The 19,956-nt window shown below is 61.7% G+C and carries 18 protein-coding genes and 1 tRNA gene; 13 read left to right on the top strand and 6 right to left on the bottom strand.

What is annotated here, in order from left to right:
- Positions 1–5: 5 nt before the first annotated feature.
- The 3 genes from QMG80_RS14770 to QMG80_RS14760 all read left to right on the top strand — a co-directional run bounded on the left by QMG80_RS14770 (position 6) and on the right by QMG80_RS14760 (position 6,839).
- The gene (locus tag QMG80_RS14770; RefSeq protein ID WP_085769866.1) at positions 6–3,110 is read left to right on the top strand and encodes a multidrug efflux RND transporter permease subunit; all 3,105 of its coding nucleotides are present in this window, start codon (positions 6–8) and stop codon (positions 3,108–3,110) included.
- Positions 3,107–6,445 (top strand): efflux RND transporter permease subunit, encoded by a 3,339-nt coding sequence (locus QMG80_RS14765; RefSeq protein WP_085769865.1) that lies wholly within the window; start codon positions 3,107–3,109, stop codon positions 6,443–6,445. The genes QMG80_RS14770 and QMG80_RS14765 overlap by 4 nt, the downstream gene beginning before the upstream one ends.
- Before the next feature lie 106 nt (positions 6,446–6,551).
- On the top strand, positions 6,552–6,839 hold the full coding sequence (locus QMG80_RS14760; RefSeq protein WP_085769864.1) for a hypothetical protein: 288 nt from the start codon (positions 6,552–6,554) through the stop codon (positions 6,837–6,839).
- A 106-nt stretch (positions 6,840–6,945) separates the two neighbouring features.
- Here QMG80_RS14760 and QMG80_RS14755 read toward each other — a convergent pair.
- Positions 6,946–7,021: transfer RNA gene (locus QMG80_RS14755), tRNA-Ala, on the bottom strand.
- A 178-nt stretch (positions 7,022–7,199) separates the two neighbouring features.
- Between QMG80_RS14755 and QMG80_RS14750 the strand changes: the two genes are divergently transcribed.
- The 3 genes from QMG80_RS14750 to QMG80_RS14740 are packed head-to-tail and all read left to right on the top strand — an operon-like array spanning position 7,200 to position 8,889.
- A complete protein-coding gene (locus tag QMG80_RS14750; protein WP_085769863.1) occupies positions 7,200–7,496 on the top strand; it encodes a YggT family protein in 297 nt (98 codons plus the stop codon).
- On the top strand, positions 7,489–7,812 hold the full coding sequence (locus QMG80_RS14745) for a DUF167 family protein (RefSeq protein ID WP_085769862.1): 324 nt from the start codon (positions 7,489–7,491) through the stop codon (positions 7,810–7,812). Before QMG80_RS14750 ends, QMG80_RS14745 begins: the two co-directional genes overlap by 8 nt.
- Before the next feature lie 18 nt (positions 7,813–7,830).
- Positions 7,831–8,889 (top strand): MaoC family dehydratase, encoded by a 1,059-nt coding sequence (locus tag QMG80_RS14740; protein WP_085769861.1) that lies wholly within the window; start codon positions 7,831–7,833, stop codon positions 8,887–8,889.
- 206 nt (positions 8,890–9,095) lie between these two features.
- On the opposite strand, the gene QMG80_RS14735 is transcribed toward QMG80_RS14740, so the two are convergent.
- Positions 9,096–9,416, bottom strand: coding sequence for a hypothetical protein (locus QMG80_RS14735; protein ID WP_085769860.1), 321 nt, complete (start codon positions 9,414–9,416; stop codon positions 9,096–9,098).
- Positions 9,417–9,864: 448 nt separating this feature from the next.
- Between QMG80_RS14735 and QMG80_RS14730 the strand changes: the two genes are divergently transcribed.
- A complete protein-coding gene (locus tag QMG80_RS14730) occupies positions 9,865–10,137 on the top strand; it encodes a type II toxin-antitoxin system Phd/YefM family antitoxin (RefSeq protein ID WP_085769859.1) in 273 nt (90 codons plus the stop codon).
- 153 nt (positions 10,138–10,290) lie between these two features.
- Here QMG80_RS14730 and QMG80_RS14725 read toward each other — a convergent pair whose 3' ends face one another.
- The 3 genes from QMG80_RS14725 to ftsE all read right to left on the bottom strand — a co-directional run bounded on the left by QMG80_RS14725 (position 10,291) and on the right by ftsE (position 12,682).
- A complete protein-coding gene (locus QMG80_RS14725) occupies positions 10,291–10,920 on the bottom strand; it encodes a YdcF family protein (protein WP_245300015.1) in 630 nt (209 codons plus the stop codon).
- A 144-nt stretch (positions 10,921–11,064) separates the two neighbouring features.
- Positions 11,065–12,027 (bottom strand): cell division protein FtsX, encoded by a 963-nt coding sequence (locus QMG80_RS14720; RefSeq protein WP_245300014.1) that lies wholly within the window; start codon positions 12,025–12,027, stop codon positions 11,065–11,067.
- Positions 12,020–12,682 carry a cell division ATP-binding protein FtsE gene (gene ftsE / locus QMG80_RS14715; protein ID WP_085769857.1) on the bottom strand — a complete coding sequence of 221 codons (663 nt, stop codon included), beginning with the start codon at positions 12,680–12,682 and terminating at the stop codon, positions 12,020–12,022. Before ftsE ends, QMG80_RS14720 begins: the two co-directional genes overlap by 8 nt.
- Before the next feature lie 372 nt (positions 12,683–13,054).
- On the opposite strand from ftsE, the gene QMG80_RS14710 reads away from it, so the two are divergent.
- A complete protein-coding gene (locus QMG80_RS14710) occupies positions 13,055–14,152 on the top strand; it encodes a major royal jelly family protein (protein WP_245300013.1) in 1,098 nt (365 codons plus the stop codon).
- 117 nt (positions 14,153–14,269) lie between these two features.
- Here the strand turns inward: QMG80_RS14710 and QMG80_RS14705 are convergent, their stop codons facing one another.
- Positions 14,270–15,301: a LysR family transcriptional regulator gene (locus QMG80_RS14705; RefSeq protein ID WP_245300012.1), complete on the bottom strand. Its 1,032-nt coding sequence runs from the start codon at positions 15,299–15,301 to the stop codon at positions 14,270–14,272.
- Between the two features lie 141 nt (positions 15,302–15,442).
- On the opposite strand from QMG80_RS14705, the gene amoA reads away from it, so the two are divergent.
- The 5 genes from amoA (at position 15,443) to QMG80_RS14680 (ending at position 19,902) form a co-directional block, all read left to right on the top strand.
- Entirely contained in the window at positions 15,443–16,195 is a 753-nt protein-coding gene (amoA, locus tag QMG80_RS14700) for a bacterial ammonia monooxygenase, subunit AmoA (RefSeq protein WP_085769855.1), read from the top strand.
- A gap of 11 nt (positions 16,196–16,206) precedes the next feature.
- Complete coding sequence (amoB, locus tag QMG80_RS14695) at positions 16,207–17,481, top strand: bacterial ammonia monooxygenase, subunit AmoB (protein ID WP_085769854.1); 1,275 nt, start codon at positions 16,207–16,209, stop codon at positions 17,479–17,481.
- Between the two features lies 1 nt (position 17,482).
- A complete protein-coding gene (amoC, locus tag QMG80_RS14690; protein WP_085769853.1) occupies positions 17,483–18,259 on the top strand; it encodes a bacterial ammonia monooxygenase, subunit AmoC in 777 nt (258 codons plus the stop codon).
- A 151-nt stretch (positions 18,260–18,410) separates the two neighbouring features.
- Positions 18,411–18,800: a tautomerase family protein gene (locus QMG80_RS14685; protein ID WP_085769852.1), complete on the top strand. Its 390-nt coding sequence runs from the start codon at positions 18,411–18,413 to the stop codon at positions 18,798–18,800.
- Positions 18,801–18,804: 4 nt separating this feature from the next.
- Positions 18,805–19,902, top strand: coding sequence for an enolase C-terminal domain-like protein (locus QMG80_RS14680; protein ID WP_085769851.1), 1,098 nt, complete (start codon positions 18,805–18,807; stop codon positions 19,900–19,902).
- Positions 19,903–19,956: the final 54 nt, after the last annotated feature.

Genomic DNA, 19,956 nt, shown 5'->3' with positions numbered 1-19,956 from the left:
GATCGATGAACGTCTCCGAGCCCTTCATCATGCGGCCGGTCGCCACCTCCCTGCTCATGGTGGCGATTCTGCTGACGGGCCTCGTGGCGTACCGCCTCTTGCCGCTCGCCACGCTGCCCGAGGTCGATTATCCGACCATTCAGGTGCAGACCTTCTATCCTGGCGCGAGCCCCGAGGTCATGACCTCGTCTGTCACCGCGCCGCTCGAGGTGCAGCTCGGTCAGCAGCCAGGGATCAACCAGATGATCTCGACGAGCTCCGCCGGGGCATCGATCATCACGCTGCAGTTCAGTCTGGATCTCTCGCTCGACGTGGCCGAGCAGGAAGTGCAGGCCGCGATCAATGCGGCCAATAACCTGCTGCCGGCGGATCTGCCTACGCCGCCCGTTTATTCCAAGGTCAATCCCGCCGATGCGCCGATTCTGACCTTGGCGCTGACCTCGAAGACCCTTTCGCTCATCGATATCGAGGACCTCGCCGAGACGCGGCTCGCTCAGAAGATCTCGCAGCAGGCGGGCGTGGGTCAGGTGGCGATCAGCGGCGGCAATCGTCCCGCGGTGCGGGTTCAGCTCAATCCGCGCGCGCTCGCCGCCTATGGGCTCAATATCGACGACGTGCGAACGACGCTCAACAATCAGAACGTCAACACGCCCAAAGGATTTTTTGACGGCCCTGAGCTGGCCTACACGATTAACGCCAACGACCAGCTGCTCGACGCCGACCAATATGCGCAGGTCATCATCGCCTATCGCAACGGCAATCCCGTCAGGCTGAAGGACGTGGCCACGATCATCCGCGGGCCCGAAAATAGGCTGCTGGCCGCCTGGTCCAACGAAACGCCCGCAATCATTCTGAACATTCGCCGTCAGCCCGGCGCCAACGTCATCGATGTCGCCGATGGAATCAAAAAGCTTTTGCCCTCGCTCAAGGACAGCCTGCCGGGCTCCGTAAATCTCGACATCATCAGCGATCGCACCTCTACGATCCGCGCTTCCGTTGACGACGTCGAGTTCGAGCTCGGGCTCGCCATCGTGCTCGTCGTGCTGGTGATCTTCGTCTTTCTGCGCACCATCGCCGCGACGCTGATCCCGAGCCTCTCGGCGCCTCTGTCGCTCATCGGCTGCCTCGGCGTCATGTATCTTTGGCGTTTCAGCCTGGACAATCTTTCGCTGATGGCGCTCACAATCGCCACGGGATTCGTCGTGGACGATGCGATCGTCATGATCGAGAATATCGCGCGCTACGTCGAGGAGGGCATGGAGCCCATGGAGGCCGCTCTCAAAGGGGCAGGGCAGATCGGCTTCACCATCATCTCGCTCACGATCTCGCTCATCGCGGTGCTGATCCCTCTCTTGTTCATGCGCGAGGTCGTTGGCCGCTTGTTTCACGAGTTCGCGATCACGCTGGCCGTGACGATCGTGATCTCCGCCTTCGTGTCGCTCACCCTCGTCCCGATGATGTGCGCCCGGCTTATTCATCATCGTCCCGAATCGGAGCGAAGCCGCTTCGACCTCGCGGCCGAGCGCGGATTCAATTGGCTCATCGACGCCTACGACCGCGCCTTGCTGGTCGTTCTCGATCATCAGCCGCTGACCCTCTTCGTCGCTCTCGCGACCTTGGCTGTGACCGCGCTTCTCTACGTGGTCATCCCCAAAGGCTTTTTCCCCGTCCAGGACGTTGGCTTGATTCAGGCGATCTCGGTCGGGCCGCAAAGCGCTTCATTCGCGGAGATGGCGCGCCTGCAGGGCGAGCTCGCCAAGGTGATCTTGAGGGACCCGGACGTCGAAAGCTTGAGCTCCTTCATCGGGGTCGACGGCGCCAATCCGACGCTCAACAACGGACGCTTCATCATCGACTTGAAGCCCTTTGATCAACGTAGTCTGAGCGCCTCGCAAATTATCCAGCGGCTGCAGACGCAGGTCGCAAGCGTCGCAGGCGTCACGCTTTACATGCAGCCGGTGCAAGATCTGACGATCGACGCGACCGTGACCCGCGCGCAATTCAAGTTCATCCTGGAAAATCCGCGCATGCAGGAGTTTCAGGAGTGGGTGCCGAAGCTCGTGCAGCGACTCGCGGAGCAACCGGAGCTTGCCGACGTCGCGAGCGATCTGCAGCAGGGCGGCCTCGGCCTCGATCTCACGATCGACCGCGCGACCGCTGCGCGGTTCGGGGTCACCCCGGCGACGATCGATAACGCGCTTTATGATTCCTTTGGACAGCGCATCGTCTCGACCGTTTACACGCAGAACAACCAATATCGCGTGATCCTGGAGTCTGATCCCGCGGTTCAGACGCATATCGACAATCTTTCGGCGATCTATCTGCCGTCCTCCACTTCGACGACCTTTGGGCAAGTGCCGCTCAATGCGATCGTCCATGTCCGACAACGGACATCGCCGCTGCTGATCACGCATTTCGGCCAATTCCCCGCGACGACGATCTCCTTCAATCTAGGCCCGCATACGAGGCTCGGCGCCGCTTCCGAGGCGCTCGACCGGGTGATCAAGGACATGCAGCTGCCCAGGAGCTTCATCGTCGCCTATCAGGGCGTGCTGGGAGCGTTCCGCTCGTCGCTCACCAATCAGCTGCTGCTCATTCTCGCGTCAATCACGGCCATGTATATCGTGCTGGGCGTGCTTTACGAAAGCTACATTCACCCGATCACGATTCTCTCGACGCTTCCTTCCGCGAGCGTCGGCGCGCTCGTGACGCTCATGCTCTTCAATTATCAGCTGGACATCATCGCGATCATCGGAATCATCCTGCTCATCGGCATCGTCAAAAAGAACGCGATCATGATGATCGACTTCGCGCTCGACGCCGAGCGCAACGAAGGCAAGGCGCCGCGCGAGGCGATCCTGCAGGCCTGCCTCCTGCGGTTTCGTCCGATCCTCATGACGACGATGGCCGCGATTTTGGGCGCCGTGCCGCTCATGCTGGGTTCGGGCGCGGGATCGGAATTGCGGCGACCCTTGGGCTACGCGATCGTCGGCGGGCTGATTGTCAGCCAGGTGCTGACCCTCTTCACGACGCCCGTGATCTATCTTTATTTCGATCGGCTCGCGCAGCGCTTCGGCTGGCGGTCGACGCTCCCGGCGCCGCCGCCATGAGCATTTCGGCGCCCTTCATCGCGCGCCCGGTCGCGACCACGCTTCTTACGATTGGTCTCGCCATCGCCGGCGCGCTCGGCTTCTTCAGCCTTCCGGTCGCGCCTGTGCCTCAGGTCGATATTCCGACCGTCATCGTCCTCGCCCAATTGCCGGGCGCCAGCCCCGAGACGGTCGCAAACAGCGTCGCCAGCCCTCTCGAGCGCCATCTCGGCCAGATCGCCGACGTGAGCGAGATGACCTCGTCGTCGAGCCTCGGCATCTCGCGCATCGCTCTGCAGTTCGGCCTCGGTCGCGACATCGACGGCGCCGCGCGCGACGTACAGGCGGGGATCAATGCCGCGCGCGCGGATCTTCCAACCAATCTGCGCACCAATCCGACCTATCGCAAGGTCAATCCGGCCGACGCGCCGATCGTGATTCTCGCGCTGACCTCGAAGACGCTGACCCGCGGGCAGCTCTATGACGCGGCGAGCAATGTGCTGCAACAAAGGCTGTCGCAGCTCGAGGGGGTAGGCCAGGTCATCATCGGCGGCGCGACGCTGCCCGCGGTGCGCGTCGAGCTGGATTTCGAGGCGCTCAACAAATTCGGGATCGGCCTCGAGGACGTCCGCGCGGCGCTGGCTTCCGCCAACGCCAACAGTCCCAAGGGCGCGATTGAGGAAGGCGCCAAGCACTTTCAAATCTACGACAACGATCAGGCCACCAAGGCCGAGGATTATGCCCCGCTCGTCATCGCCTACCGCAACGGCAACGCGATTCGCCTCTCCGATGTCGCCACGGTGACCGACTCGGTCGAAGACGTCCGCAACGCAGGCTATTTCAACGACGATCCGGCGGTGGCGGTGATTCCCTTCACGCAGCCCGGAGCCAATATCATTGACACCGTCGAGCGCATCAAGGCCGAGCTCCCCGCGCTCGAGGCGGCGATGCCCGGCGACATCAACGTCGTCATCGCTGGCGATAAATCGCTGACGATCCGAGCTTCACTTGCGGACACCGAGATGACGCTGGTCATTGCAGTGCTGCTCGTCATCGGCGTCGTCTATTTCTTCTTGCGTGACGTCCGTGCGACGATCGTGCCAAGCATCGCCGTGCCGGTTTCGATCGTCGGCTCTTTCGGCGTCATGTATCTTGCGGGGTTCACGCTCGACATCCTCTCGCTGATGGCGTTGACGATCGCGACGGGCTTCGTCGTGGATGACGCCGTCGTCGTCGTCGAGAACACCGCTCGGCACATTGAAGCCGGGATGCCGCAAAGAGAGGCCGCGCTTCGCGGCGCTCGCGAGGTCGGCTTCACGGTCCTGTCGATCAGCCTGTCGCTCGTCGCGGTCTTCACGCCGATTCTGTTCATGGGCGGGATTCCCGGCCGTTTCTTCCGTGAATTCGCGCTGACGTTATCGATCGCGATTCTGATCTCGCTCGTGATCTCGCTGACGACGACGCCGATGCTCTGCTCCTTGCTGTTGCGCAAGAAAGAAGCGGCGGAAGTGTTACGCCCTGGGAGGCGCACCTTTTTTGAGCGCATGCTCGAGGGTTATGAGAAGAGCCTCATTGTGGCCTTGCGGCATCCGCGAACCATCATGCTCATCCTTCTCGCGACGGTGGCGCTCAACGTCTGGCTCGTTGGCGTCCTCCCCAAGGGCTTTTTTCCGACCCAAGACACGGGGCGTCTTACGGGGGTGCTGCGGGGGGATCAGTCCGTCTCTTTCCAGGCCATGCAGAAGAAGCTCGTGCAGATGATCGCGATCGTGCGGAAAGATCCCGCCGTCGACAATGTCATCGGCTTCACGGGCGTCGGGAGCGGCGGGCAGGCGGCTGCGGTGAACACCGCTTCCGTCTATGTCAATCTGAAGCCGCTCGAAGAGCGTCACGATAGCGCCGAGGAGGTGATTGCGAGGTTGCGCCCGGCGCTTTCGAAAATTCCGGGCGGCGAGGTCTTTTTGAGCGCCATTCAGGATTTTCGCGTCGGCGCGCGATCGTCGAACGCGCTCTATCAATATACGCTGCTCGGCTCGGGCGCGGATCTCTATGAATGGACGCCGAAGCTCGTGGACGCGCTGAACAAAGGCGGCGTGCTGCGCGATGTGAGCTCCGATCAGCAGCTGCGGGCGCTCGAGGCCGACGTCAACATCGATCGCGACACCGCGTCGCGGCTCGGACTGACCGCCGCGCAGATCGACAACGCGCTATACGACTCCTTTGGCCAGCGGCAGGTTTCGGTAATCTACCAGGCGCAAAATCAGTATCACGTGGTCATGACGATCGACCCGCGCAGCACGCAGCGGCCGGACGCTCTCAACGAAATCTATGTTTCGACCGCCGGCGCGCCCGCAAGGGGCACGGCGCGGACCAACGCGCCGGTCGGCACCGCGGTCGCTTCGACCGAGCAGGCGGTCACGCCCTCCACAACGTCGACCAGCGCCGCCACTGCCGCCGCCGCCGCGGCCGCCGTCAACGCCACCGCGCGGAATGCGACGACCAATGCGCTCGCCGTCGTCGGCACCGCCACGGCCTCCACGGGCTCATCGGTCAGCACGAGCGAGGAGACCATGGTTCCGCTCCCTGGCGTCGCGAGCTTCAGCCCCGGCCACACCGCGCTCGCCATCAATCATCAGGGGCTTTTCGTCGCCACGACGATCTCCTTCAATCTCGCCGAGGGCGCCTCTCTCTCCCAGGCGCTCGAGGATATCGAACGCGCGACGCGGCAAATCGGCATGCCGCCGACGCTCAAGGGCTCGCTGACTGGCACCGCCCAGCTCTTTACGGAATCCCTCAAGACCGAGCCTTTGCTCATCATGGCGGCCCTCGTCGCCGTCTATATCGTGCTCGGGATGCTCTACGAAAGCTACGTGCATCCGATCACGATCCTCTCGACGCTGCCCTCGGCCGGCGTCGGCGCGATGCTCGCGCTGCTGATTTTCCACACGGAATTCAGCGTCATCGCCTTCATCGGCGTGATCCTGCTCATCGGCATCGTCAAGAAGAACGCGATCTTGATGATCGACTTCGCTATCGAGGCCCGGCGCGTTCAAGGCGTCTCCTCTTACGACGCGATTTACGAAGCCTGCCTTTTGCGCTTCCGCCCCATCATGATGACGACGATGGCGGCGATCCTTGGCGCGGTCCCGTTGGCCTTGAGCTTCGGCAATGGCGGCGAGGTTCGTCGGCCTTTAGGCATCGCCATCGTCGGCGGGCTGATCGTGAGCCAAGCGTTGACGCTCTACACGACGCCCGTGATCTACCTGTATCTCGACCGTTTCAGCGTCTGGGCGGGAGCGCGATGGGCAAGGATCATGGCGCGCCTCGGCGGACGCGCGCCCGAGCGAAGCGCGTAGCCGGTCTCGAGCGCCTCCGACGCCAGCGCCACAATTGCGGACTAATCCGGGCGTATTTCACGAGGATTGGGGAGCGTAGTTTCAAGTCCAGCGGGGTAGGTCAAGGATGCGCGTCATCGTTCCTCGGCAGCCTGACCATGCGCAGGTCGTAGAACGTCATCGCGGGGCGCAGCCGTCGCGCAGCGCCGTCGTGCAGGTCGAGTCCGCCTTCAACAATTTCTCCCGACTGGCGCGGGCCAACTGGATTTTCGCCGTGACCGAGATATCCAAGGGACTAGCCATCGTTACGATCGGGGACATGGTCATCGCGGAAGACTTGGGCGAGGTCGTCAGGATCGCCGCGACGGCGCTGCCCGAGATGCGCGGCGCAGCGAGGAGACCGGCGGACGGCTAGGGCATGTCCTGGCCGAGAAATCGCTTTGCGCGCCTCGGGGACAGACTCTAGACCTTCGCTCCGCTCGCGCCTGTCCCAACCGTCTGGATTCTTTGGGGGTTTTCCCTGGTGGAGCTGCGGGGAATCGAACCCCGGACCTCTGCAGTGCGATTGCAGCGCTCTCCCATCTGAGCTACAGCCCCGGCCAGGGGCGCTGACTACACTGCGCCTCTCGGCTCTGTCAATCGATTCTGCGCCGCCGCTGATTTTCGGCGTTTCAGGCGCCGATTGCGCGCGGTCGCGGCGGGCGTTAGAGGTGGCGCGATTCCTCCTCTTCGAAAGAGTGGTTCGAGGGAAGAGCGCGCTAATAGTGAGTGGCAAATGCAATACGCCGTGATCAAGCTGCTTTTGACGGTCATCGACATCTACTGGTGGGTTGTCGTCGCCTCCTTCATCGTTTCCTGGCTCGTGGCCTTTGACGTGATCAACACGCGTTCGAGCACGGTCTATTCGATTCGCCGGGCGCTCGCGGCCATGACCGAGCCTGTCTACGAACCCATCCGCCGTGTCATTCCGACCTTCGGCGGGCTGGACTTCTCCCCGATGATCGTCCTGCTCGCCCTGCAATTCTTGAGCGATATCATCGCCCATAGCGCCAGCTACGGCGCGCTTGGCTGATCCCTGGATCGAAGAGCGGGATGGCCTCGCCCTCTGGCTGCGGCTGACGCCCAAAGGCGGCCGCGACGCGCTGGAAGGGATCGAGACGCTCGCGGACGGGCGCGTGGTCCTGAAGGCGAGGGTTCGCTCGGCGCCGGAGGACGGGCGCGCCAACGCCGCCCTGATCGCTCTCCTCGCCACGGCGCTGCATGCGCCAAAAAGCGCGTTCACGCTCGTGTCGGGCCAGACGGCGCGCTTGAAGAAAATTCACGTCGCGGGGGATCCCGCGAGCCTCAAGACAGCGCTGGCGCAATTGCTGGCGCAAGGTCCACGCTGAAGGAACGAGCTTTAGAAGATGACCGCGCAAAAATCGAACATCGGAAATTTCTTCGAGGATTTCTCGCTCGGTCAGATCATCCGCCACGCGACGCCGCGCAGCGTCACAGTGGGCGACGTTTCGTTTTACACGGCGCTTTATCTGCCGCGCTTCGCCGTGCAGTCCTCCTCGGCTTTCGCCAAGGCGATCGGCTATAAGGAGGCCCCGATCGACGACGCGCTCGTCTTCCATCTCGTGCTCGGCAAGACCGTGCCCGACATTTCGCTCAACGCGCTCGCTAATCTCGGCTATGCAGATCTCAAATTTCTTGCGCCAGTCTATGCCGGCGACACATTGACCGCGACCTCCGAGGTGATCGGTCTGAAGGAAAACTCCAACAAGGAGACAGGCGTCGTCTATGTGCGCTCCACAGGGCGCAATCAGCATGGCGACGTCGTGCTCGATTACGCCCGCTGGGTGATGGTGAAGAAGCGCGACAAAAGCGCGTCGGTGGGAGCCGAAGTCGTCCCCAGCTTGCCGAAATCGGTTGAGCCCAAGGATCTCGGCAAGGCCGTCCCCAAGATCGACGTCGCGGCTTACGATCGGGCGCTCGCGGGCTCGCCTTTCCTCTGGGACGATTATGAGAAGGGTGAGAAGATTGATCATATCGACGGCATGACCGTCGAAGAGGCGGAGCATCAGCTCGCCACGCGGCTCTATCAAAACAACAGCAAGGTGCATTTCAATCAGTTTTACGAATCGCAAGGGCGATTCGGCAAGCGCATCATCTACGGCGGCCACGTCATCTCAATGGCCCGCGCGATTTCCTTCAACGGGCTCGCCAACGCGTTTCACATCTCGGCGATCAACGGCGGAAAGCACGTCAATCCGCTCTTTTCCGGCGGGACGATCTTCGCGTGGAGCGAGGTGCTGGACAAGGCCGAGATTCCGGGGCGCGACGACATCGGCGCGTTGCGTTTACGCCTAGTTGCCGCGAGGGACAGGCCTTGCGCCGACTTTCCGCTCACCGGACCCGACGGCAAGCCCGACCCGTCCGTTCTGCTCGACCTCGATTACTGGGCGGTGATGCCGCGCTGAATCGTTGAAGGCCGAGATATGCGCCTTCGACGCCAGCGCGTTTCCCGCTCGAACGGTCGTTCGAGCGATAAGGAAACGCGCCACATCAAAAGGTTGGAGCATGTCATGACCGGAAAACCGCTTCGCACTTTTCCGTGACATGCTCTAAGACTAGCTGCGCATTCGATGGCTCGAACGCGCAGCTCAAAAGGATCCGTCCGGACCGTTTAGAAGAACCAGCCGAGGATCGGGATGACCGGGGCGGGCGCGACAGGCGCGGCGTAAGCGAAGACCGGGGACCTGTAGTCGATCTTGTAGTGCTCGATGCGATAGACCGGATAGGTGACCGTCCCTGCCGCAACGAGCTGCGTGTAGATGTGGTGGTGATGACGATGGCAGTACCACCGCACATAGTCCACGGGAGCCTCGACCTTCGTGGCGTCGTTCTGCGCCAAGGACGGAACTCCGGCGACCGCGCTCGTGGCCAAACCGCAAAGCAGACCGAGCCCCAGCACCGTCGACGCGATTTTGATGTTGACGTTACGCATATCCTCACCTCGCCTTTTCAAAAGCGTAGCTTCGATTGCACGGATCGAGCCGTACAATGATCATTTTATGTTAAATCCGTATTTTCCGCAATATTTGCAGTCGGAGCCCCTGCAGATTCTTTTCTCATTTTGAAACAGATGGTTAAGAAATGATGAGTTCGGTCCGGCTCCCCGAAGCCCTTCGCTTTACTCCTCCCCAGTCACATGCCGGGCGCCAATTTGCCTCTGCGGAGCGGCTTGTTGGTCTCAAATCCGTTGAAACGGCGCGCTTGTGCGCAATCTTCCTTAAGAGACCCCGGCAGGCGCGGCGCGCTTTACGTTCAACCTTGACGCCGCGACGATCGAGCTTTGTCCGACCCGGCGGCGACGGCGACTTGTGTAATGTCGCGAAGCGAGTCAGTATCCGCGCACACACGCGAAGCGCGAGAAAGGCAAGAGGATAACTGCTGTGAGCGACGAATCTCCCTCCGCGGACGGCCCGGGCGCCGGGTTGAAGCGGGTGAGTTCGGCCGAGATGGCGAAGCGCTTCAGCGCCTACTGCGATCTTGCGCTGAACGCGCCTATCATCGTCACGAAGAATGGTCGTGACAGGCTCGTCGTTCTGAGCATCGACGAATTCAATTTTCTGCGCGACTTTGTCGAACGGTCGGGCGCGACAGGCGCAAGAGACGAATCGCGTTCCGGCGGCTCGTTCGTTATGGCGAAAAAAGCTGTCTCCTAAAGCGGTGGGCGAAAGACCGTTTCGCACCTTTGCGTGACAGGCCCTAGCGCGCTTCCCGCTCGAACGGAATCGTTCGAGCGGGAAGCGCGCTAAGTCAAAAAGTTAGAGCATGTCATGATCGGAAAACCGCTTCGCACTTTTCCGTGACATGCTCTAGACAGGTCGCGCCGAAATGGTTTCCCATCTCGTGCGGGCCAAAGCGCGCAGATATTTTAGATATTCGCGCAGCAGCAGGCGCAGGACGCGCTGGTCTTCGAAATAAGATTCGACGCGGACATGCTCGCCCACGACAGGGTAGGGGTAAAGCTCAACGCCTGGCAGGGCCGACTGAAGCTCGAGAAGCGCCCTCGGCATGTGATAGTTCGAGGTTACGATGATGAGCGGGCCGACAAGCCCGCGTCGCTGCATCCAATCCCGGGTTTCGCGGGCGTTGCCCTCGGTGTCCTGCGCCTGATAGCCGAGATCGACGCAGCAATTGAACAGCTGGCGCGAGATCGGAAGAAGCCGTTCGATCGCGGCGCCGTGCGTCATCGGATTGACGCCCGTGATCAAGAGTCGTTGGGCCTGGCCCCGCGCCAGCAATTCGGTGGCCTGCAGCACCCGATCAGAGCCTCCCGTCAGCACCACGACGCCTTCGGCGTCGAGCTCCAACGGATGCTCTTCGCGCGCCAACGAGGCGGCAAAGCCAATAAAGCCTGCAGTGAGCAAGGCCGTCAGAAAGGCGAGCGCGCAAAAGCCGTGCGAGGCCGCGCCAAGCCAGAAACGGCGTCGCTGCGCTTGCAATGCTCGTCCCCTTCTCGGTGAGCGCCGCGCTCGCGAAAAGCGCGGCTGGCGAGACCGTCGCCGTCGAGCCATCATTGCGACGGCGCCGCCAGCCTGTCCAGCGCCGCGCGGTTGTGCGGAATTGCCGCCCGAACTTCCGCGTCCTCACTCCAGCTCGCGCAGCCGTCCGAGCACGATGAGGCGAGACAAGAGGCCCGTCGCGAGAGCCGCCGCGGCCGCAAGCAGTAGGATCGCGGCAAAACCGCGGGCGTCGAGCGCCGCCTCGCCGAACATGGCCGCGACCTGCTCGCCGCTCGGCGTCGCCACGATTCTCCGCGCCACAATACGCGCGACGAGAAAGAACAGCGTCGCGGCGCCGCCGCCGATCGCCGCGCCGCGCAACCCGAGCGCGAGGAAGCGGCGCTGAAATTCGCTGGCGATGAAGGCGTCGTCGGCCCCGACGAGATGCAGGACCTCGACGATCTCTCGATTGGTGGCGACAGCCGCGCGCGTCGCCGAGGCGACGGCCACGGCCATCGCCGCGACGATGAGGACGAAAACAAGCGCGGCGAGCGCCACGACCGTGCCCGCCATGCGCGACAGCCGCTCGAGCCAGACCCGGTGGTCGTCGAGCACGGCGGCGGGCGTCGCCTGGGCGAGACTGGCGCGCAGCTTTGCGAGATCGGGCGGACGGCTCGGGTCGATCTTGACGACGACCATGCGCGGCGTCGGCAGCTCGGCGAGATTCAGTCCCTCTCCGAGCCAGGGCGCGAGCAGGGCTTCCGACTCTTCTTTCGTATAAGGACGCGCGTCGCGCACGCCGCTCGCCGTCAGGACGGTCCGCGTCACCGCCTGGACGTCGGCCTCAAGGTCTCGCCCCTCGACCGGCTTCACCTGCACGGTGATCTCGCGCGCCAGCTCCTTGCGCCAATCGGCGCTGGCGTCGGCGACGAGCAGCGCTGCGCCCGCCGCCAGCGCGGCAAGGAACGTCGTGATCGCGATGACGATCACAAGCGAACGTCCCGCAACCGAATCGGTTGGCGCCAATGGCTTTTGCGGCGGCGGCGGCTCCTCCGCCGTCTTTGCTTCCGGCGCGGCGAGCATCGTCTCGAGGGGGCCTTCACTCATAGACATGCAGCCGCCCTTCCGCCAGCACGAGGCGGCGCGCCGCCTCATATTGATCCATCAGATCGAGGTCGTGAGTCGCGATGACAACGGCCGCGCCCGACTTGTGCAGCTCGACGAAGAGTCGCAGAAGGCGGCGCGCGAGCGGCGGATCCACATTGCCCGTCGGCTCGTCGGCGATCAGCAACTCGGGGCGCCCGATGACCGCGCGCGCGATCGCCGCGCGCTGCTTCTCGCCTCCCGAGAGCACGCTGGGCGGGCTGTAGCGCCGCTCGAAAAGACCGACCCAGCGCAAGAGCTCGAAGACCTCGGCGCGATAGTCCGCCTCCTCGCGTCCGAGAACGCGCAGGGGCAGCGCCACGTTCTCGTAGAGCGTCAAATGGTCGAGCAGGCGAAAATCCTGAAAGACGACGCCGAAGCGGCGGCGGATCTCGGTCACCGCCGGCTTGTCGAAGGTCGCGGCGTCCTTGCCGAACACCTCAATCTTGCCTCGGGTGGGCTTGAGCGAGAGCATGAGGAGCTTCAAGAGGGTCGTCTTGCCAGCCCCGGACGGCCCTGTAAGGAACTGAAAGGATTTGGGCGCGAGGGAGAAATTCAGATCCTTGAGCGTCTCCTCTCCGGTCCCGTAGCGCAGGCCGACATTTTGGAATGTGAGCAAGGACGGCCTCGCGGAGAATCGGGCGCGCCGGAATCGGCGCCGGGATGGGTCCGAGATTAGCGCGGCGCGGGCAGGGAGGGGACTCCCCCACACGCATCCCGACGGGGTCGGCTTGGAGGGGCGTTGACGGCCCCAATCGGATCTTCCGTTCGCCGCAGGCGAAATTGCCCCACCGCAGCAAGCATTTACTGACTACCGCAGGTAAAGGCCACCGGAGTCCGGGCAGGATAGGAGATTTTGGGGTGAATTTTCGGCCGGAGGTAGGCCGCGGTGGAATGAAAAGAATTCAAGCGATGATCGAAAGAATTCATTTCCGGCGCTCTATCCGGCCCCACTACTGTGGCCTCCTTGCGCGCATTTTGGGAGGCTCCCTTGCAAAAACTATCGCTTCTCACCCTCCTTGGTTTGCTCATGGCGAGCGGCGCCTTCGGGGAAACAACCGGGAATTTCTCGATCCTCGGCAAGCTTCAACAAGGCCCAGGGAACGTCACGGCGACGCCGACTGGCAGAATTATCATGAGCCAGCATCAGTTCTACGCCCCGAAGGCGTCGGTGGTGGAGTGGCGTCCGGATGGCTCCATCACGCCCTTCCCAAATGCGGCGCTGAACGACAGGAGTCACCCTTCCGGTTTGACCCTCGACTCGGTGCTCGGCGTTCGCACCGATGGAGCGGGCGTTGTCTGGATGCTCGACAACGGCATGCGAAGCGGCGTCACGCCCAAGCTCGTCGGCTGGGATACACGGAGCGACAAGCTCCACCGAGTGATTTACCTGCCCGAACCCATCGCGCCGAAGAACGCCTTCGTCAACGACTTCACCGTGGATAGCCGGCACAATCGGATATTCATCGTCGATCCCGCCGGCGGCGCGAATGCGGCGATCATTGTCGTCGATTTGGCGACAGGCGCCGCTCGACGGGTGCTGGAGGGACATCCGAGCGTCACGCCCGAGAAGATCGATCTCTTCATCGACGGACGACCCATCGAGACCAAGGATGCGGAGGGTCGCGTTACGCGGCCAAGAATTGGAGTGAACCCCGTCACCGAGGATTTGGAAGATGAATGGGTCTATTTCGGCCCCATGCATTCGACCTCTCTCTATCGCCTCAAGGCTGCCGATCTTGCAGACGAAAGCCTTGACCAAAAAGCCTTGGCCGCCAAAGTTGAGCGGTACAGCGCCAAGCCGATATGCGACGGCGTCACCATCGACCGGGCGGGGAACATCTACCTTGGCGACCTCGCGGAAAATGCGATCGGCGTGATCAAGCCGGACGGAAACTATTTGCGGCTAGCGCAAAGCCCGGAGCTCGCATGGGTGGATTCTTTGGCCTTTGGCCCTGGCGGCAAATTATACGCCGTGGTGAACCAACTCCATCGCTCGGCTGCGCTGAACGGCGGCGCGGATCTTTCAAAGCCGCCCTATCTTCTGATTGAGGTCAAGGCGTTGGCGGAAGGCATGCCGGGCCGATGAAGGCTCGAGCATGTCACGGAAAAGTGCGAAGCGGTTTTCCGGTCAAGACATGCTCTAACTTTTTGACTTCGCGCGATTCCTTATCGCTCGAACGATTCCGTTCGAGCGGGAAACGCGCTAGTCTCTCGGCGAGGCAAGTTCGCGACAGGCGGATATAATCTGTTCACGGAACCAACGATGCGACGAATCCTTCTCGCGCAGCGGATGCCACACCATAACGAGATTATACCGGGGCAAGTCGATGGGCAGGGTGAGGATGCTCAACGGCGTCGAAGCCGCAAAAACATTCGCGACTCGCTCCGGCAGAGACAGCTCCATCTCAGTTTGCGCCACAATCAACGGCGCCGATAAAAAATGAGGAACGATCAGCGCTATGCGACGGGACAGGCCTCGTTCGGCGAGCCAATCGTCGATGACGCCAAACCGTGTTCCGGTTCGCGAGATCAGCACGTGTTTCATGGCTAGGTAGTCATCGAGCGTGAGCGCCTCCCCGCGGGCCATGGGGTGCCCGCGTCTCACGACAGAGACCATGCGATCGTCGAATAGATATTCCCTCACCAAATGACTCGGAGGCTTCAAGACCGCCTCAAATCCGAGAACAACATCGAGCTCGCCATATTCAAGGTCTTGCTCAGGAAATGGTTGTTCGGTGCGTTTGACATGGATGTCGACGCCAGGAGCCGTCGACTCGATGCGCTCCATCAGCAAGGGCGCGACCAGAAGGTCCATGTAATCCGTCGCCGCCATGGTGAAGCGCTGGCGGCTCTCCGCAGCGATGAACTGATCCGGCGCATGGATCAGGCCTTTCGCGTCGCGTAAGAGGGCCTTGACCGGTCCAACGAGGGAGAGCGCGCGCTCCGTCGGTCTCATGCCGCTTGGCGTGCGAACCAGCAGCGGGTCGCCGAATTGCTGCCGCAAGCGCTGAAGCGCGTGGCTCATGGCCGATTGCGTGACGAACATTCGTTCCGCAGCCCGGGAGACGCTTAGCTCCTCCATCAAGACATCGAAAGAGACCAAAAGATTGAGATCGAAATTCCGCAGCTCCGACATTTCGCTCCTCGCCGTCTTCTCGCGAATGTTGGGACCGATGATGATCTTGCTCTCACCGCTCTTATGCGCCCGCTGAATCTCGCGAGCGATTAGATTCATGCCCCTATCAAAAATCATCATTTAACAGAACGGACAGCCCTTCCTAGTGTGTCAGCAGGCGTTGGTGTTTTGCCCGCGGCCTTGCATGGGCGCGGTCACATAGGCTTGCGCCAGCCTCGAGGTCTCCAAACGGGGAGCGAAATGACTGCGACAGACTTGGAATCCGCCGTTCAACCCTATGCGGGCGAAAAAGCGCGCCTGAGCCGGGCCTATGATTATCTCATCCTCGTCCTGGCGTTCTTTCTCTTCGTCGGAGCCTTTCATCTCCATGTCGCGCTCACGGTGGGCGACTGGGATTTTTGGTTGGATTGGAAAGACCGCCAATGGTGGCCACTCATCACACCGCTGATGATGATCACCTTCCCTGCAGCGGTTCAAGCGGTGCTCTGGCCAAACTTCCGCTTGCCGCTTGGCGCGACGCTCTGCATCTCTTGCTTGTTGATCGGAACCTGGATCACGCGGGTCTTCGCCTACCATCTGTGGAATTACTTCCCCATAAACGAGGTTCTTCCCGCAACGATGTTGCCGAGCGCCTTGGTGCTCGACGCAGTCCTCATGCTGAGCAACAGTCTGACCATCACCAGCATTTTCGGCGGCATGGCCTTCGCCTTGCTCTTCTATCCGAGCAACTGGCCCATTTTTGCGATGTTTCACGTTCCGGTCGAGTACGGCGGCGCGCAGCTGACGGTCGCCGATCTCTTCGGCTTCCAATACGTGAGAGCCGGGACGCCGGAGTATCTTCGTTTGATCGAGAGGGGCACGTTACGCACTTACGGCCAATACGCAACGCCTCTGTCGGCCTTTTGCGCGGCTCTTCTCTGCACGCTGATGTACCCGCTGTGGTGGTGGCTTGGCAAAGCTTTCGCCACCACGAAATACGTCAAAAATATCTAAGGGGCGCGTCCATGAGAAACTCGCTGAAAAGCCTTTTCCTCGGCCTCGGCCTCGCCGTCGTCGCTCAGCTCGGCTCCCCAACTGCGGCGCTCGCCCACGGCGAGAAAGCGCTTGAGCCTTTCGTTCGCATGCGCACCATTCAATTCTACGACGTGGAATGGTCGAAGAACATTCTTGCCGTCAATGACGAGGTCGTACTGACGGGCAAGTTCCATGTCGCCGAGGACTGGCCGCGCGGCGTGGCGAAGCCCGATGCAGCCTATCTCAACGTGTCGGCGCCAGGGCCCGTATTGGTTCGCACGGAACGATACATCAATGGACAACCGTCGGTGAGCTCCTTCGCTTTGAAACTTGGCGGCGATTACGAGTTCAAGATCGTGCTCAAAGCGCGTGTTCCCGGGCGCTTCCACATCCATCCCTTCTTCAACCTGCACGATGCGGGACCGGTAATGGGGCCTGGCGAATGGGTCGAAATTTCCGGTCAACCCGCGGCTTTCGTGAACCCGGTGAAAACACTCGATGGCGCCGTGATCGACATGGAGAGTTATGGGCTCGTCAACGGCGTCATCTGGCATTTGCTCTGGATTGCCTTGGGATCGGCTTGGCTCGTTTGGTGGGTGCGTCGGCCTTTGTTCCTGCCGCGGTTCAGGAGGGTCCGCGAGGGACGCGACGCCGAACTGATTTCTCCTGTCGATAAGAAAATCGCCCTCGCAATCCTTGTGGGAGTTCCAGCGGTTGTGCTTGCGGCTAACGCGCTTGCGGATCGCCAATATCCCTACGCCATCCCGCTGCAAGCGGCGCTGGACCAAATCAATCCACTGCCGCCGATCGTGAACAGCGGACTTGTCAGCGCGAAAATTCAACGCGTCGAATTCAACATTCCCGGTCGCGCTGTCACCCTTTTCGCCCTCATCCACAACGGATCGGACCAGCCGGTGCGCGTGACGGAATTCGCGACAGCGAATGTGCGCTTCCTGGCGCCCGGAGCGAACGACGCCAATCAGCAGAATAGTCGAAACACCGATGCTGGCGTCGTCCGCGATGGGTTGACGATCGACAGGGCCGAAGCCATCGCGCCGGGCGAAACGCGCGCGCTCCGCATCACCGCGGCCGACGCGCTTTGGCAAAAGGAACGGCTCGACGGTCTCGTGCGGGACGCCGACAGCCGCATCGGCGGACTTCTCTTCCTCGCCGACCCCACCGGCGCGCGCCACATCGCAAGCGTCGCCTCGGCGGTGATTCCAAAGTTCAACTCAGCCACGGGCTCGGCCACCACGGAGAAATGACATGTCCCTTTCACCTCAGGCTTTGGCGGCTTCCTCAGCAGGCGAGATCGGAGGATTGCCCTGGTACCTTCGCGATCTTCCCAAATACCTGGCCACTTTCGTGGGGATGACGGCGATCTATGTGGGCTTCCGGCTTTATCAGGGCGCATTCGGCATTTCAGCCGGGCTCGACTCGAGTGAGCCGGCGTTCGAGGCTCATTGGATGCGCCTTCTCTACCTGGAGGCGGCTTTCCTTGCCGTGGTCTTCCCAACTCTCTGGGGATACCTCTGGTTGACGCGCGATCGCGATCTCGAGGCGATCACGCCGAAAGAGGAGCTCACGCGCTATTTCACCCTGACGATGTGGATCAGCATCTATACCTTCGGCGTCTATTGGGCCGGCAGCTACTTCGCGGAACAAGACAATTCTTGGCATCAGGTGGCCGTTCGCGACACGCCCTTCACGGCCAACCACATCATCGAATTTTACTTCAATTTTCCCTTCTACATTCTCATGGGCGGCTCGGCTTGGATTTACGCGCGAACGAGGCTCCCGCTCTACGCGAAGGGGATCTCCGTACCCCTCACGCTCGCTGTCGTCGGTCCTTTCATGATCTTCGTGAGCGTCGGATTCAACGAGTGGGGTCACACCTTCTGGTTTCGAGAAGAATTCTTCGCCGTTCCGATCCACTGGGGTTTCGTTGTCGGTGTTTGGTTCGCCCTCGCGGTCGGCGGAATACTGCTGCAGCAGGTCAACCGGATCACCGAATTGCTGGATCAAATCGAGGACGCGCCGTGAGGCCGCCCCAAGGCGTTGTGACAAAGCAAGTGAGTCGATCGCGCGCATCTCCCTCTCCCCGCTTGCGGGGAGAGGGAACTCGCGGCCTCGTTACGACGTGAGAACAGGGCGTCAAGCGTCGGATTTATACCACTCGTTACGGAGGTCGGACATGCCGCTGGTTCGGATCGATGTGAACAAGAAGGCGTCAAGCGAGCTGATCCGCGCGGTCGGCCAGGCCGTCTATGGCGCGATGATCGAAATTGCCGGAGTCCCGCTGCATGACAAGTTCCAAATTGTCACGCGTCATGAGGCCGATGAGCTTATCTATCCTGCCGAAGGCTATCTTGGAGCGGCCTATTCTGAGCAAATGATCTTCATCCAGGTCATCTGGCTCGGCGGCCGCTCCGTGGAGACAAAACAGGGGTTCTACGCAAGGGTCGTCGACGAGATCCACAAGAGTCAAAATATCAGAAAGGAAGATATTGTGATCGTGTTGTTGGAGAACGGACGGGAGGATTGGTCCTTTGGCAACGGCTTGATGCAATACGGCCCCAAGTAGCGCCATGACGCCGCCCAAGCTGACCTTCCGTGAATTGAGGGCGCGCGCGCTGGTCCTGAAGCTCAAGCGCCCGATTGTTGCGAAAATCGCCACCCTTACGGAATGGCCGGTCGTGCTGATCGACCTATACACGGAAGAAGGGGTCGTCGGGCGCAGCTATCTCGGGCCCTATGTCGTGAAGTCGATGCGCTACATCGTCGCCGCGCTCAACGACTTCTCCGACTTGATGAAGGGCCGAGCGATCGCGCCGGTAGAATTGTTTGAAACTGCGCGACGGTCGCTGCATTTCGTCGGCTATGAAGGACTGACCCTCATTGCGGCCTCGGGCCTCGATATGGGGGCTTGGGACGCGCTCGCCAAGGCCGCCAATCTGCCCTTGTGCGTTTTGCTGGGCGGGTCGCCGGGGCCGGTGAAGGCCTACAACAGCAACGGTCTTTGGCTAGGAGAGCCGGAAGCGCTCGCCGCTGAGGCGCTCGAACTGCGCGATGAGGGCGGCTTCACGGGCCTGAAGCTGCGGCTCGGTCGGGATCGCCTACGCGACGATCTCGCGGCGCTCGACGCCGTTCGCAATGCGGTCGGCGATGACATGCGTCTTATGGTCGACTTCAATCAGGGTTTGAACCTCGCCGAAGCGCTCGAACGCTGCCATGCGATCGACGATCACGGCCTAGCCTGGATCGAGGAGCCGATCGTCTACGACAATCTCGATGGCTATGCGCGGCTTGTGGCGAGTCTGAAGACGCCGATTCAGCTCGGCGAGAATTTCTATGGGCCGCGCGAGATGCATAAGGCCATCCAGAAAAAGGCCTGCGACCTCGTTATGCCGGATTTCATGAGGATTGGCGGCGTCACCGGTTGGATGCGCGCGGCGGCTCTCGCCGGGGCTGCGGGCATTCCGATGTCGACCCATCTCTATCCGGAGGTCGCCGCCCATGTGATGCGCGTCACGGAAACCGCCCACTGGCTGGAATGGCAGGACTGGATCAATCCGATCCTGGCGCAGCCCTATGTTTTGAAGGACAGCGCGCTGCAGATCCCAGACAGCCCGGGCGTCGGGCTCGAATGGAATGAAGAGGCCGTCGCCGCCTGTCTGCTCCATTAGCCCCCGCGATAATTCTGGCGTATGCCCTGTCAAAGCCGCGCTGCGGCGCGAACC

The sequence above is a fragment of the Methylocystis bryophila genome (assembly GCF_027925445.1).
GTDB lineage: Bacteria > Pseudomonadota > Alphaproteobacteria > Rhizobiales > Beijerinckiaceae > Methylocystis > Methylocystis bryophila.
Note: the sequence above shows the minus strand (reverse complement) of the source record. Positions and strands in the feature narration are given on the sequence as shown.

Coding starts and splice junctions, on each gene's coding strand:
- QMG80_RS14770 (WP_085769866.1), top strand. CDS start 6: ATGAACGTCTCCGAGCCCTTCATCATGCGGCCGGTCGCCACCTCCCTG.
- QMG80_RS14765 (WP_085769865.1), top strand. CDS start 3,107: ATGAGCATTTCGGCGCCCTTCATCGCGCGCCCGGTCGCGACCACGCTT.
- QMG80_RS14760 (WP_085769864.1), top strand. CDS start 6,552: ATGCGCGTCATCGTTCCTCGGCAGCCTGACCATGCGCAGGTCGTAGAA.
- QMG80_RS14750 (WP_085769863.1), top strand. CDS start 7,200: ATGCAATACGCCGTGATCAAGCTGCTTTTGACGGTCATCGACATCTAC.
- QMG80_RS14740 (WP_085769861.1), top strand. CDS start 7,831: ATGACCGCGCAAAAATCGAACATCGGAAATTTCTTCGAGGATTTCTCG.
- QMG80_RS14735 (WP_085769860.1), bottom strand. CDS start 9,416: ATGCGTAACGTCAACATCAAAATCGCGTCGACGGTGCTGGGGCTCGGT.
- QMG80_RS14720 (WP_245300014.1), bottom strand. CDS start 12,027: ATGAGTGAAGGCCCCCTCGAGACGATGCTCGCCGCGCCGGAAGCAAAG.
- QMG80_RS14705 (WP_245300012.1), bottom strand. CDS start 15,301: ATGAATCTAATCGCTCGCGAGATTCAGCGGGCGCATAAGAGCGGTGAG.
- amoA (WP_085769855.1), top strand. CDS start 15,443: ATGACTGCGACAGACTTGGAATCCGCCGTTCAACCCTATGCGGGCGAA.
- amoB (WP_085769854.1), top strand. CDS start 16,207: ATGAGAAACTCGCTGAAAAGCCTTTTCCTCGGCCTCGGCCTCGCCGTC.
- amoC (WP_085769853.1), top strand. CDS start 17,483: ATGTCCCTTTCACCTCAGGCTTTGGCGGCTTCCTCAGCAGGCGAGATC.
- QMG80_RS14685 (WP_085769852.1), top strand. CDS start 18,411: ATGCCGCTGGTTCGGATCGATGTGAACAAGAAGGCGTCAAGCGAGCTG.
- QMG80_RS14680 (WP_085769851.1), top strand. CDS start 18,805: ATGACGCCGCCCAAGCTGACCTTCCGTGAATTGAGGGCGCGCGCGCTG.